At 50.5% G+C, this 14,363-nt stretch carries 12 protein-coding genes; 6 read left to right on the plus strand and 6 right to left on the minus strand.

Annotation, left to right across the window (positions count from 1 at the left end):
• The first annotated feature begins 1 nt into the window (after position 1).
• The 6 genes from KK083_RS16475 to KK083_RS16500 all read left to right on the plus strand — a co-directional run bounded on the left by KK083_RS16475 (position 2) and on the right by KK083_RS16500 (position 5,509).
• Entirely contained in the window at positions 2 to 523 is a 522-nt protein-coding gene (locus KK083_RS16475) for a DUF4199 domain-containing protein (RefSeq protein WP_254164690.1), read from the plus strand.
• Positions 524 to 535: 12 nt separating this feature from the next.
• A complete protein-coding gene (locus tag KK083_RS16480) occupies positions 536 to 1,093 on the plus strand; it encodes a DUF4199 domain-containing protein (protein ID WP_254164692.1) in 558 nt (185 codons plus the stop codon).
• Positions 1,093 to 2,100, plus strand: coding sequence for a glycosyltransferase family 2 protein (locus KK083_RS16485; protein WP_254164694.1), 1,008 nt, complete (start codon positions 1,093 to 1,095; stop codon positions 2,098 to 2,100). Before KK083_RS16480 ends, KK083_RS16485 begins: the two co-directional genes overlap by 1 nt.
• A 171-nt stretch (positions 2,101 to 2,271) precedes the next feature.
• Complete coding sequence (locus KK083_RS16490) at positions 2,272 to 3,243, plus strand: glycosyltransferase family 2 protein (protein ID WP_254164696.1); 972 nt, start codon at positions 2,272 to 2,274, stop codon at positions 3,241 to 3,243.
• An 82-nt stretch (positions 3,244 to 3,325) separates the two neighbouring features.
• Complete coding sequence (locus tag KK083_RS16495) at positions 3,326 to 4,579, plus strand: OmpA family protein (RefSeq protein ID WP_254164698.1); 1,254 nt, start codon at positions 3,326 to 3,328, stop codon at positions 4,577 to 4,579.
• A 153-nt stretch (positions 4,580 to 4,732) separates the two neighbouring features.
• Positions 4,733 to 5,509 carry a hypothetical protein gene (locus tag KK083_RS16500; protein ID WP_254164700.1) on the plus strand — a complete coding sequence of 259 codons (777 nt, stop codon included), beginning with the start codon at positions 4,733 to 4,735 and terminating at the stop codon, positions 5,507 to 5,509.
• A gap of 158 nt (positions 5,510 to 5,667) precedes the next feature.
• Here KK083_RS16500 and KK083_RS16505 read toward each other — a convergent pair whose 3' ends face one another.
• The 6 genes from KK083_RS16505 to KK083_RS16530 all read right to left on the minus strand — a co-directional run bounded on the left by KK083_RS16505 (position 5,668) and on the right by KK083_RS16530 (position 14,260).
• A complete protein-coding gene (locus KK083_RS16505; protein WP_254164702.1) occupies positions 5,668 to 6,759 on the minus strand; it encodes an alkene reductase in 1,092 nt (363 codons plus the stop codon).
• A 69-nt stretch (positions 6,760 to 6,828) separates the two neighbouring features.
• Positions 6,829 to 7,122 (minus strand): ArsR/SmtB family transcription factor, encoded by a 294-nt coding sequence (locus KK083_RS16510; protein WP_254164704.1) that lies wholly within the window; start codon positions 7,120 to 7,122, stop codon positions 6,829 to 6,831.
• A 130-nt stretch (positions 7,123 to 7,252) separates the two neighbouring features.
• Positions 7,253 to 9,652, minus strand: coding sequence for a hypothetical protein (locus KK083_RS16515; RefSeq protein ID WP_254164706.1), 2,400 nt, complete (start codon positions 9,650 to 9,652; stop codon positions 7,253 to 7,255).
• Positions 9,649 to 10,788: a DUF4249 domain-containing protein gene (locus tag KK083_RS16520; protein WP_254164708.1), complete on the minus strand. Its 1,140-nt coding sequence runs from the start codon at positions 10,786 to 10,788 to the stop codon at positions 9,649 to 9,651. Before KK083_RS16520 ends, KK083_RS16515 begins: the two co-directional genes overlap by 4 nt.
• Entirely contained in the window at positions 10,788 to 13,544 is a 2,757-nt protein-coding gene (locus tag KK083_RS16525) for a TonB-dependent receptor domain-containing protein (protein WP_254164710.1), read from the minus strand. Before KK083_RS16525 ends, KK083_RS16520 begins: the two co-directional genes overlap by 1 nt.
• Positions 13,541 to 14,260, minus strand: coding sequence for a hypothetical protein (locus KK083_RS16530; RefSeq protein ID WP_254164712.1), 720 nt, complete (start codon positions 14,258 to 14,260; stop codon positions 13,541 to 13,543). The genes KK083_RS16525 and KK083_RS16530 overlap by 4 nt, the downstream gene beginning before the upstream one ends.
• Positions 14,261 to 14,363 lie beyond the last annotated feature (103 nt).

Here is a 14,363-nt window from a genome sequence, read left to right on the forward strand (position 1 = left end):
CATGAAACCCCTTGTCAAGGTACCTTTGTTCTACGGGCTCATCGCGGGAGGCCTGGGTGCCGTGCTGGTGATCGGGTTGTACTACATTACCGAGCACCCGTTCCTGATCCCTGTTTTTTTTGATTTCCGGATCTTTCTTTTCGGCGTGTTCATCTTTTTTGTGCTGAAAGAGCTGCGCGACCATTATCAGGGTGGTGTATTGTATTTCGGGCAGGGACTCATGGCCAGCTTTATTTTTATAACTGTGTACGGGCTCCTGGCGTCGACCCTGGTCACGCTGTTCGCCACCTGGGAGAACGCCTTTGTGACAACCTTTATCGATCTGTTCACCAAGCAGGTACGGGCGCTTGGCCCGGATGAGGTCAAACAGATCGGAAAAGAGAATATCGACCGTAATTTGGAAGCGCTGGCGTCGACTAATGCTTTCTGGATGGGATGGAACTACTTTAAGCAATGCTATTGGATAGGGCTTCTGGTAAGTATCATTTTATCGGTAATTTTAAGACGTCAACCTAAAACCTAAAACCTCACACTTATGGAAGAAACAGCAGTTGTCCAACAATCGTCCTGGTTCCAGGATGCCATGAAAAAAGGCTTAATACTGGGCGTGATACATATTGTTCTTTTTCTTGTTATTTATGTGGCTTTTCCCAGTAAATTGACGGGATTTTCCTACCTGTTTATCATCCTGGCGGTAAATCTTGGTTATACGATATACCAGGGTATTCAATGGAGAAAAAGTGTAGGAGGTTATGTTAGCTATGGAGCTGCTTTCAAATACGCATTTATCGTATTGCTTTTTAATGGATTGCTCGGTACGGTGTTTACAGCAATATTTTTGCTGATCGATCCGGCGTTTCCTGACCAGATGGCCCAATCGCAACTGGATACCTCTATATATTGGGCCCAGAAGTTTGGTGCACCGGAAGATGCGGTGGAGCAGATAAGGGATAAGTACAACCCGGAAGACGTAACGAAACGTTTTACGCCTCTGGGAATGTTAACAGGCTTTGGCATTGCGCTATTATTTTATGGCTTGGGCGCATTGATCATCGGCCTTTTTGTAAGAAAACGTGAGCCTGAAATGATTTAATGAACAGAGAGAATCTTGATATTTCCGTAGTAATACCCGCACAAGACGAAGAGGAATCACTTCCGGAATTGTGTCAATGGATAGGCCGTGTGATGCAAGCGCACGGCTTTTCCTTTGAAGTGATCATGATCGACGATGGAAGCACAGACCAGACGTGGCAGAAGATAGTGGAGATCAACGCCGCCGACAGCCGCTTCAAAGGCATCCGTTTCAATCGCAATTTTGGTAAATCCGCCGCCCTGCAAACCGGCTTCCGGGCCGCCAAGGGCAACGTGGTGATCACCATGGACGCCGACCTCCAGGACAGCCCTGACGAGATCCCGGAGCTCTATAAGATGATCAGCGAAAAAGGATTTCACCTCGTATCGGGCTGGAAGAAAAAAAGATACGACCCGCTCTCGAAGACCATCCCCTCCAAGTTCTTCAATTACATTACCCGGAAGCTGTCAGGCATCGACCTGCACGACTTCAACTGCGGACTGAAGGCCTATCAGACCTCCGTGGTCAAGAATATCACGGTGTATGGAGAAATGCACCGCTACATTCCCCTGATCGCAAAATGGGCTGGTTTTACCAGGATCACGGAAAAACCGGTAGAGCACCAGGAGCGCAAATATGGCCGTACCAAATTCGGGCTCGAACGTTTTATCAATGGTTTCCTCGACCTGCTGTCGATCACTTTTGTGAGCCGCTTCCGGCAAAAGCCCATGCACTTTTTTGGAACCTTTGGAACACTGTCTATGGCGATCGGTTTTCTGTTCACCGTCAAGCTGTTCTGGGATAAAATGGATTCACTGTTCTTTTCAAAGTTGCCCATGAAAAGGGATATTACGGCCCAACCGCTATTTTACCTGGCACTGGTAGCCCTGATCATCGGGGTGCAGCTGTTCGTAACTGGGTTCCTTGCCGAGATGATCGCCATGCAAAGCTTGTCTAAGAGGGATTATCTGGTGATAGACGAAGTAGGGTTGCAGGATCTCCCCACGAAGAAGATCGTTATTCAGTAGGCAGTAGGCAAAATGGCAGTAGGCAAAGTTCGTGCTGCGATTTTGTTAGGTGCTGCTGCCGAACCCGAAAATAAAAAAAGTGATTTGTTTGACCCACCATTTGCCTACTGCTCCGATGCCTATCGGGGTTTGCCTACTGCCTACTATTAACTTACTGTCTACGGGTCACCAATGAATCCCAGGTTTTCAATAATCATCCCCGTCTACAACAGGCCACAGGAGGTACAGGAGCTTCTGGAAAGTTTGATCTTACAAACGCGAAAAGATTTCGAAGTTATCATTGTGGAAGACGGGTCGTCAGTCCGTTGTGACACCGTGGTTGACCCGTACCGCGACCGTTTGTCCATTCAATATATCTACAAACCCAACTCGGGGCCGGGTCCAAGCCGCAACGTAGGCTACCAGCAGGCCAGGGGTGATTATTTTGTAGTGTTCGATTCAGACTGCATTCTGCCGCCCGCATATTTTGAGGCTGTGGAGCGTGGGTTGCAGGAATCTGGTTTTGATGCCTGGGGTGGTCCCGACAAAGGCCATGAGAATTTCACCACGGTTCAACGCGCGATGGCTTATACCATGTCTTCGGTGCTTACAACGGGGGGGATCAGGGGCGGAAAAAAACGGATCGGCTGGTTTCAGCCCCGGAGCTTCAACATGGGCATTTCACGCAAGGTGTTCGAGGTTACCGGGGGATTCAAATTCGACCGTTTTGCGGAGGATATTGAATTCAGCATCCGCATGCGGAACCAGGGCTTCAACGTAGGACTGATTCCCGATGCCTTTGTGTACCATAAAAGGAGGACCTCATTCGGCCAGTTCTATAAACAGGTATTCAATTTCGGAAAAGGCCGCGCCCTGATTGGAAAAGTATACCCACAGGAGGTCAAAATCACCCACTGGGTTCCCGCGCTCTTTACCCTGGGTACCCTGATGATGCTGGCGACCCTGCTCGTGGATGTACGTTGGTTCGGATTCCTGTTTTCAGGATTCCTGTTTTACCTCCTGGCCATTTTTATACATGCCGTACTCACCACCCGGAGCCTTGCCGTGGGGGTGCTGGCAGTGCCTTCAGCGCTCATCCAGTTCTTTGGCTATGGTCTTGGTTTTTTACAAGAACGGTTAAAATCATACGTGAGAAAATCCTGATACCGCTAAAAGCAGGCATCGAACCGTTGCAAATTCCTTAACTTTTTGCAATATTCGGTAGAATTAATCCCTTCAATCTTACATGAAAACCTGTACCTATGCCCTCGGCCTGCTGATATCGGTATGTCTGTCATTTACCACACAAGCGCAACATGCCACGGAGCTGGCGCCGGGTTATTACATCGTGGTGAGCGCTTACGCACCTGCCCATGAGAACATCGCGCGCAGCTATGCTACCATCCTTCAGCAGAAAGGCTTCCAGGCAGATTACGGATTTAACTCGAGCCGGAATTACTTCTTCGTTTACCTGCGGTATTTCACAGATCTGAAAGAGTCGCTCCGGGAGATGCAAAAGACGAGGAAGCAATCAGAATTTGCGGGCGCCTGGGTGCGTGTGGTTTCCGGCAATATCACGGCTGCAAATGCAAAACAGGAAACACAGCAAGCGCCCCAGGCAACCGTGTCAGCGAGTGAACCGGATGGCAAAGCCACGGAGACGGCGTCGCTTAATCAGTCTGACATCGCCGCGCAAAGCCCTGCCCCGGTGACGTTCGTATCGCTTCAGGTCGATGAGACCGAAGTCACAGACAACCCGGAGATCAAACAATATGCGCAGATGACGCTCGGCAACACAGAGGTATTTCTGAGCCTGTACGACGCGGCCAATAACCGTATCGTTGATGGTGTGGTGAAAGTGATGGACGCCGATCGCAAAAGACTGATCAAGGAAGTAAGGGGCAACGAGTACCTGTTGCTGCCGGATCCTAAAAATAAATCGGGCCGGCTCACGCTGATCTGTGAATCGATTGGCTATCGTCGCATCGAGCAGGAGCTCAACTATCCGTTGCCGCTGGCCGACACGGTGAAAGATTATGTGGACCTTATGGGCACCACCATTGTGATGAACTTCAACCTGACCCGTTACCGCGCAGGTGATGTGACCACGCTTTCGGGTGTGAGCTTTTATAACAATGCAGCGCTGATGCTTCCCGAATCGAAACCCGACCTTGACTTGCTGCTGCAGATGATGCGGGAGAATCCCCGTTGTCGCATACGCCTGCACGGCCATGCCAATGGAAATTATCACGGGCGCATCATCACATTGGGAGCGAACAAGAACTTCTTCTCCCTGGAGGGTGGCAAAGAGGGCACGGGCTCAGCCAAAGATCTTTCCGAGAGCCGCGCTGATGTAGTAAAAGAATACCTGCAGAGCCACGGCATTGACGCAGCCCGCATGGAGGTGAAGGCCTGGGGTGGCAAGAAACCCCTCTATAACGAGAACAGTGCCAATGCCAAAAAGAATTTGCGCGTGGAGGTAGAGGTGCTCTCTGAATAGAAACCTGGTCCCTGGCATCTGGGCGGGTCGGTTGCCTACCGCTCCCGATAATTATCGGTCCCGATAGCTATCGGGATTGCCTACTGCCTACTGGCTTAACAATTTGTTAATATTTCTATTTTTTAGAACTTTTGCGTCCGAATAACCCGGCCTATGAAAAAAGTTCTGAAAAGTTTTTTTCTCATCATCAACTATAAGACCTTGGTTGTTACCGCCCTGTCTGTAATCTCCACGTATGTGTGTTACAGACTGGGACTTACGGCCAAGTTTCCGGATATGCTGGTGGGTGTGGCCATCGTATTCCCGGTGGTATTCTCTATCGGTTCGGCATACAATCGCCGCGAAACTGCACTGCAGCGCTTCTCCGATTTTAAAGGCCATGCCATTGCCATGTATTATGCTTCACGCGATTGGCCTACAGACAAGAACAATGATCTGCCCAACCGTGTGCGCTCGCTGGTGAACGAAATGATCATCCTGATGCGCACCATGTTCACTTCCCGGCAGAAGGCGGAGTGGCAGCAAAATGAAAAGAAGATCTACGGATATTTTTCCAAGCTCTCACACCTCACCATGGAATTTCGCCAGTATGGTGTGCAGGCGGGAGAGATCTCGCGTGTGAACCAGTACGTGAGCAAAATGATCATTGCTTTCGATAACCTGCGGATCATTCATGACTACCGCACACCCATTACGCTCAGGGCCTACAGCAAAGTATTTATCTACGTGTTTCCCGTGATCTACGGACCTTACTTCGCCAGCACTTTCAACGACTTCTCTGCGAGTCTCGAATACGTGATGCCCGTGCTCTACAGCTTTATTCTCGTAAGCCTCGACAACATCCAGGACCACCTCGAGCACCCGTTTGACGAAGTAGGCGAAGACGACATCCGCATCGACGAGAACGAGATCATCGCTCATATGGAATAATTAAAGGAGCAGGGACATCACTATCCCTAGCTCCTTACTTCAACCTACTAGCTATGTCTTAAGTACGAGGTACGATCCCGATAGCTATCGGAACGAGGTACGGAGGATCCGGCTTCGGGCGACTCCTTACTCCTTAATTCTTACTCCTTACTCCTTTTTCACGCGAATACCGGAACGTCTTCAAAAACCGGATAATCTGTGTAACCTTCCTTGCCCGCCGTATAGAACAGATCGAACTTGGGTTGGTTGAGCGGAAGTTTGCTTTTGAAACGATCGACCAGGTCAGGGTTGGCGATGAAGGGCACGCCGAATGAAACGAGGTCGCCGTAGCCCTGGCTCAGCGCTTCCTCTGCTTTTACTGCACTGTAGCCACCGGAGAGGATCACTGTATTGGTGAAGATCTTCCTGATCGCTTTCGTCAGCTCGTTTGGCTCTCCTTTAACAGACTGATCGGTAATGTGCAGATAGGCGATGTCAAGTTTTTTCAACGCTTCTGCCAGGTAAAGGTACGTGGCTTCAGTTTCAGGGTAAGCATGTGTTTCGTTATAGGTGCCGAAAGGAGAGAGGCGAATACCCACTTTGTCTTTGCCGATGGCGTTGATCACGGCCGAGACAACTTCCAGCAGGAAGCGCGACCTGTTCTCAATGCTTCCACCATACTGGTCGGTGCGCCGGTTGGAATGAGGATTTAAAAATTGTTTGATGAGATAGCCGTTGGCGCCATGCAGCTCGATGCCGTCGAAGCCGGCGCGGATCGCATTGCGTGCTGCCTGTACATATTCATCGATGGTTAATAAGATATCTTCAACTGACATTTCCTTGGCTGCAGGCAATTCCAGAACACCTTTTGCATCCACCCACATTTTTGTATTCTCGAGCTTCACTGCGGAGGGCCCTAATACGGTAGCACCTGCAGGGAGGTTGTCAGCATGAGCTACCCGGCCTGTATGCATCAGCTGTACCACGATCTTGCCACCTTTCTCATGCACTGCATCCGTCACTTTTTTCCAGCCAGCAACCTGTTCATCTGAAAAAATGCCAGGGATGCGGGCATAACCCAGGCCATTAGGCGAGGGAGAAGTGCCTTCAGTGATCAGCAGGCCGGCGGCAGCGCGCTGGGCATAAAATTCGGCCATGGTCTCGTTGGGAATATTACCAATGGCGCGACTCCGGGTCATGGGGGCCATTACAATGCGGTTGTTGAGCTCAAGTCCGCTCAAGCGGTAAGGTGTGAATAAGGTGTTTGCCATACGTTCATTCTTTAATTTAAATATTGATATATTTAAAAACTTCAATGTATTTATGACAAAAAAGAAGCGCTAATCGTTCTTCAATTTTTCTAAAAATTTCAGATAATCGTTCAACACGCTGGTATTCAGGGTGTATTTGAAGTTCCTTCCTTCTTTTTCGGGCTCGATAAGGCCTGCTTCCGTCAGAATTTTCACGTGGTGCGAGATAGAAGGCTGTGCAAGGTCTATGATGTCGTGGATCTCTGAACACTGGGCACAACCGCCTTTTTTAGTGATGTGCTGCAGAATATTGAGTCTGTTCCTGTCGCCAAGGGCTTTGGAGATCTTTTCGATCGCTTTCAGGTCCTGAGTTTTCGTTGCCATACAATTATAATTACAAACGTAACAAGGAAATTGGTGTTATAAAAGTTCAGCCTGAGCCTTGTGCCACAGTCACTTCACAAGAGGCAACACCTTTTGTGGAACTACCTTTAAAATGGGCCATTTACCGCGATCACCTCACTGTAAAAGTTTGTACAGTGCTGCCTGCATCTCCGCTTTTGGCGAGCCCCTGAACGGATATCTGAAACGTGCCGGTAACATCAGAGGTATAGAATTCGAGTGTACAGGTACCATCGGTGCCGGTGGTTACGTGTGGTGCCCAGTAAATAAGATAACGCCGGTCTGGCATGCGGCTGCCGAACTGCTGCTGGTTTGTGTAATGCGGGCTGCTGAACTCGCGGTACTGTTGCAGCGCTTCATAATTCAGTGAAATGCTTCCGGGATCCATCTCAACACCAGCAATGTCTCCCTGATAAGTGGTGTAGCTCACAATACCGGGCATAGACAATGGTCCGAGGTGATATTTTCGCTTCACTACTTCCAACTTTTTCACCTTCCTGGGGTCTACCTCCATGATGCGGTCGGCATCGAAGAGCGGCACACCGTCTAGCAGGATCATAGGGTCTGCTGAGAACACACCGCCGTTGGTGGCATCGATCACGATAAAATGAAATCCATCTTTCCGCTTGCGCACAAATACACCCGGAACATATTCACGCATCACCTCTTCCATCACGGGAAATCGCGTGTACCGGTCGAGGTAATAGGTCTCGTCTGCTTTCCCATAAAATGCAAGCGTATCAGAAATGGGCTGCGCAGCCTGCGTTGATGTTTCTTCATAAAAGATATCCTGCACCTGCATGGCAATGCTTCGTTCCAGGAATTTTTTCTCGGCGCCCGCGGGCAGCCTGAAAGGGCTTATACCTGCGGCAGGTTCGGAAGAGAACGGATTCTTTACTTCGAGCCTGGCGTTGCCCGACTGATTAGGCGTGGTAAGCATCAGCATTTTGTGCTGTCCTGTGAGGAGGCCTACATCGAACAACAGCTCGCCCCTGGCATTGCTGCGGGCTCCACGGAACCGCACCTGTTTTCCGGGTACGGCAAGATACGTGAGCACGCTGCCTTTGGTGGTATCGCTGGCCCGGGTTGCGCTGGCACGTACGATATGTCCGCGGTACTCCGGAATGTGCGCGAAGGTGAGGTCCGATGAAAGGATCTTGTCCCAGTTGAATTTCCGCCATCCCCGGGTAAGCATGAGGTTGTCAGTAGCCAGTGCAACGTCGGCATCGTTGGGTGTAAAGTAATAGGCCGGCAGCTCCACTTTTCCCTGCAGGTCGGAAGAGAGCATCAGGTAGCGGAAGATGTCATGCGGATTGTGAGCGGAAAGTGAGTCGATCTTTGTGATGGCTACAGAAAGGTTTGCCGGTACGGGCTGATCGCGTAAGCCTGACTGGAGCTGCAGGGTAACCTTTCGCCGGGTGCCGTATTGCTGCTGATCGGTGCTGGCCCTGATGGTGAGCGCGGGTGAAGGCTGCCTGAAGTATAAACGTTCACATACGGGGCGTTGTGCTTCATCCAGGATGGTGAAATGGTTTACGCCTTCGCGCAGGTTGTTCCTGTCGATCACAAACTCGCATTGCTGTGCCTTCAGTATTTTCATCTCTGCGCGAATGACCACGTTGCGGCTATGGGCAAACAGGTAAACAAAAGCCGGGTTGGTTCCGTTAGGCTTGCAGCTCACGCTGATCTTCACCTGATTGTTGTTTTCCGTTACAGCCATCACATAACCGGTATCACTGATCTTCGGGAACGCATGCACTACAGGGCGGCCGTTGTGGTCTCTCACCACCGCGCGGTATTCCTGGCCGGCTGCGGGTGTGAACGAAAAACGTCCCATGCCGAAGCGGTGCGGCCTGAACGTTACGATGGTGTCGTTTTGCTGGTTGATAATGGCACCGTTGCGGTGTATGCCGTTACCCGACATGTCTGTGATCGTAAACGCAACCTGGCCTGGCAAGCCGTATACGAGCTGGCCACCTTCCGGGAAAAATGCGATGCGATGATCAGCGGTTGACTTGCTTGCTTCGATTTCAGGTTTTGTAAAAGGATTCACGATCGTGATCTCCTGCCGGAAGAAAAAACCGGCGTCGAAGTTCTTCATCCACTGGGTGTAAGCCCTCAGGGTGTAATTGCCCGAAGGAATGGTGGCCGGCAGGAAAGCCGAACCTTTTCCCATGCCGTTGCTGAGCTCAACCTTCACCTGGACCATCGGCGCATTGTTCCTGTCAAGGATCTCGACATAAGCGACCTTGCTTACATTCAGCGGTTTGTGAAAGCTTCCATCCACATAGTAGATGCTGAACCAGAGTGTTTCACCCGTGAAATAAAAATACTGATCGAGGTGCACGTACAGTTTCTCCTGCAGTGCATGACGACGGTAGGTATCAAATTTTTTGGTGATCGAGTCAAGCCCGGCCTGCTGGCAGTGTGCCACGTGCGCACTCAAAAACATCAGCAGTGCGAACAGTGCCTTGATTGTATGAGGTTGATATTTTATTTGCAGCGCCATCATTTCCAGAATGAAGGTTTGGTAGTAGTGCCTCCTTTTGTACGGCAGTCGATACACGAACCGGCTGAGGTCAGGTAGCCTTCAACGAAAGGCGAGCCATAACTATCGATCAGCAAGGTTCCTGGACCATAGTTGACGATGTCTTCGAGTTTAATGGAATCCGCAACACAGAAGTCGCGGGTTGTTTCCTGTAAGTGCCTGGGAAGCTCTATAAAAGATACGAACATACGCTTTTCCACTACGGTGCCTCCGCTGAAGAACCCCAGCACGGGTTGCGACGGGTCAGTGGCATTGTAAAAGTTACCGGTGATCTCCGAGGGCATTGGGTCGAACAGTCCCCCCAGCCTCTCCGTGGTCTGCTCAAGCTGCAGCCAGTAGTTGTAAGCTTCTTCTGTGAGGGTCTGCTGCTTTACCAGTACGCTGTATTTTCTTGCCAGCTTCCAACTGGCCTTCGGTATGAAGATGAGCGGGTATTGGCGGATCACGTCTTCCTGCAGCTTGGACGAAGATCCCACGAAAATGCCCGTGGAGTTAACCGTGCGCCAGCACATGTACATATACTCCTCAAAAGGACGCGGCACGATCACGCCAGGCTCGAGTATTTTCACAATGGACGCGAAATTCGAAGTATATTCCCAGGTTTCGGTGTAACTCCATTTATAATACCGCGAATTGTTTGAGGGATCATGGGTGTCGACATAAATAAAGATACCGTCACTTTCAGGCAGCCAGTACACGTTGTCTATTTCCGGTGAAGTTTTGACGCTGACAAACTCCGAGAAGAAATCTTCCTTACCCGATGTTCGGATATGCATGCGGTATTTTTTTGTTGCGCTTACCGTCACACCCTGCGTTGAATACTGACCGCTGCGCTGCTCCTGAAGGGGATAAACGGCTCCCTGGTCATCTTCCAGTGTAACCACAGCACCCGACTCTGGCGGGATCTCAGTAGCGTATAAAGGTTGTGTACGTGACAGTGATACAGTGACGGTGCCATCGTTGGTGCTCAGATAGGCATCGGCCACCAGGTAATTGGTTTCCTGCCTGACCACCGGCGGATTATAAGGCTCGACACATCCCATGGCCATCAGCAACATGGCAAAAGAGAAAGGAAAGCCGAGCCTGATCAGTTTCATCATCAGAATTTAAAGTTATAGGTGATGGTAGGGATCGGCCTTGCAAACACCGAGAGCTTATAGCCCTTGATGGCATTGTTTTGCGAGACAAAGAAAACAGAATAGGCGTTGGCCCGTCCTGTGAGGTTGTACACGGCAAAGGTCCATGAGCTGTGCGCCAGTTTCCTCACCTTGTGATTGCCTTCAATGTTGATGGAAATGTCGGAGCGGAAATAATCAGGAATGCGATACTGGTTACGGTCGGAGTACAGCACACGAGGTGTTCCGTTGACGTTATACACAGCGATCGGAAGCGTGATAGGGCGGCCCGTGTTGTAAACGAGGTTAAGCGAAAAATTGAACCGCCGGCTGAACTTGTAGTTGCCGATGAAATTCACGGCATGGGGCTTGTCAAAGTTGCTGGGATAATACTTACCCTTGTTCACGGTCTCCGAAGGGAAAGCCGATTCTGTTTTCAGGAACGACCGTGAGTAGGTGTAGGTAACCCAACCGTTGAGCTTGCCGGAAGATTTTTTGACCATCCACTCGATGCCGTAAGCTTTGCCTTTGGCCTCCAGCACGTCGGTCTCGATGTAGTGGTTCAGCAAAAGTGTTGCGCCACCTTTGTAGTCGATGGTGTTCTGCAAGGTCTTGTAGTAGCCCTCGAGCGACATTTCGATCAGTCCGCTTTTCAGGTTCTTGTAAATGCCGATGGAATACTGGTCTCCCATCTGTGGCCGGATATGCCGGTCGCTCAGCTTCCAGATATCCGTTGGCTGAATGGCCGTGGTGTTGGAGAGCATCTGAATATACTGGCGCATTCTGTTGTAGCTCAGCTTCAGCGAAGCATTCTTGCTCAAAGAATAACGAAGCGAGAACCGGGGCTCGGCTCCGCTGTAGTCGGCGATTGATTTACCGCTACCATAATACACTGTGTCCGTGATGTTGGTCTTTTCTCGCGGCAGCCCGTTGCCATAAACGTAAACGTCGCGCGGGCCCAGGTACTGATAAAAAGAATAACGCAATCCCAGGTACAGCGACAGCTTCGGATTGATCTCGTACTGGTCGCTGATGTAAACGGCACTTTCACGTCCATGCTCGCGGTCGATCTTGTCTGGCAGTATCTGCGATTCAGTGCCGTAAGGTTTCATGTCGCCGGGCAACAGGTAGTAACGTGTGCTGTTGATACCTGCGTTCACGGTGTGTTTTGAATTGGGGAAGTAGCTGAGGTCTGCCTTCGCGCTCCACTGTTGGATGTTGAAGTCCATGGTAAAGGCGTTCAGGGGCACCCTTTCACTCGAGATATTGAACTCGTATTGGCTGTAACTTCCCGTGAGAACGCCATAAAGCTTGTTATTAAAAACATGTTTCCATTTCAGCGAGGCGTTCTGGTCGGTGTACTTGTATAAGGTATCGCTGTTCAGCTTGAACTCATCCTCGCTTGTGTAGGCCGAGAGGTACACGCTGTTGTTGTCATTGATCTTATGCGTTACCTGCGCGGTAAGGTCGTAGAACGAAGCCTTGCTGTTTCGAAGCGACCGGGTGTTCAACCGGCGCATCAGCCAGTTCGAATAGGTAGAGCGTACGCCCAGCACGAAAGAGGTTTTGTCTTTAATGATGGGCCCTTCTACTGTAAACCTTCCGGTGATAGGACTGATGCCGCCCGACCCTGAGAATTTTTTGGTGTTCCCTTCACGCGAATGCACATCGAGCACGGCAGAAAGGCGGCCACCGTATTCGGCACCGATGCTGCTTTTATAGAGCTCCACATTTTTAAGCACATCCGGGTTGAACGTTGAGAAGAAGCCGAACACGTGCGAAGGATTGTACACCACAGCATCGTTGAAGAGGATGAGGTTCTGGTTGGCGGCGCCGCCCCGGATGTTGAGGCCCACCGTACCTTCGCCAACGCTCTGCACGCCGGGCAGGGTGAGCACCACCTTCATGATGTCAGTTTCGCCGAGCGCCAGCGGGATCTGTTTCATGGTCTTGATGTCGAGCTTCTCCATGCCCATCTGCACGCCTGAAACGCGCAGGTCCTGATCCGACTCCACAACAACTTCTTTCAGGGGTGTGACATCCTCATCCATTTCAATATCGAGTCTGCCGCTGGCATAGAGCATAATGAGGCGTTGGGTTCCTTTCATGCCCACACTTTTGATCTTCACCTCGTACCGGCCTTTGGGGAGGGTAAGCGCATAGTAGCCGAACTGGTCAGTAGTAACTCCGATGGTGGGATTCTCCACGAAGACCACGGCGCCGATCACCGGTTCGCCGGAAGTGGCGTTGCGGATGTTGCCTGCGACGGTGGCATTGCCCTGCAGGTTGGTGGTTCTTGCGCCGATGTTATAAAGTTTTGCTTCCGCTATTTTTTTCTGCTTTTCCCTTCGCTCGTAGTCTGAGTAATCGAAGCTTTGTGCTGGCCTCGATACACTTTTCGTTTCTTCGAAAAAGCCGGGCGTAAGCTGGGTCAGGATCTTCCTTTCGCGGGTGATGTAAATTGTATTATTGTCGTCAATGGCATAGTTGAGATCGGTGCCGGCGAAGACCTCATCCAGCAGGGCCGAAATGTTCTTGTTCTGCACCTGCGCCTGTATGGAGAGGCTGTCTGTCCATGCCGGTTTATAATAGAAACGATAATTGGTCTGGCCCTCCACGGCAGCAACGAACTGGCTGAAGGTCATGCCCCTGAAGTCGCCGCTGATGCGATGATCCGATTGTGCCCTGGCTACCAGAAAGCCGGATAAGCAGATCAGCAGTAAAAGGTAACGTGCCTTCATGGTTGTTTTTTTAAAGTATCGTAATGGGCAGCCACGCGGCGCAAGGCCTCTTCCCGCATGAACTTGAAGTGTAATTTATTTTTGCTGATGAATTGGCGGAGCGCGGGTTTTTCATCCTCCAGCACCTTGAGCATGGAGGCTTTGCTTTTTACAGGGAAGTACGCGCCGTTTTTGAAAATGAAGTAGCGGTACCGTGGATCGAACTCGATATCGATGCTTTGCCCGGAGATCTTTTCGCGGATCACTTTTTGGCGCCGCGCTACCACCTTGGTCTCGCCGTCATATAACACATGATAGAATCCGGCTTTGGGCAAAGTCTTGTGACTGAGCTTTAAAAAAGCCTCATCGCCGATGGTGAAGGCGTCGAGCTTTTCCCACACCAGCACGATCTGGTCGGCATTGTAGTAGTTCTCGGTCACTACTTTATCGGAGGTGATGTCGTAAAGCAACGGCACATCTTCATAATACTGGCCGTCATAGGTCACGGTTCCTGTTACCCAATCGTCGTTTTCAAAAAACGGATGCTGGTCGTTATTAGACCGGTTTGGCTCCCGGTACTGGCTGCCGTTGTAGAGCGATGTCTGTCCCTGGATGGAAGTGGTATAAAACCCGATGGTGTTCTTCACCGCATCCCGCACAAACAGCGTGTCGGCAGCGGGTTGGGCCAGTGCCAGCGATGCACAGAAGAGCAAGTAAACGGTGAGGGCTTTATACATCAGGGTGCCACGTTAGGAGTAGTGACTATGAAAAATAAATTATAATCTTTTAAAATCATGGTACCACCCGTGGAATAATTTGAATTCTTTGAATGGTCCACGG

This window comes from Chryseosolibacter histidinae (assembly GCF_018598225.1).
Classification (GTDB): Bacteria; Bacteroidota; Bacteroidia; order Cytophagales; family Cyclobacteriaceae; genus Chryseosolibacter; species Chryseosolibacter histidini.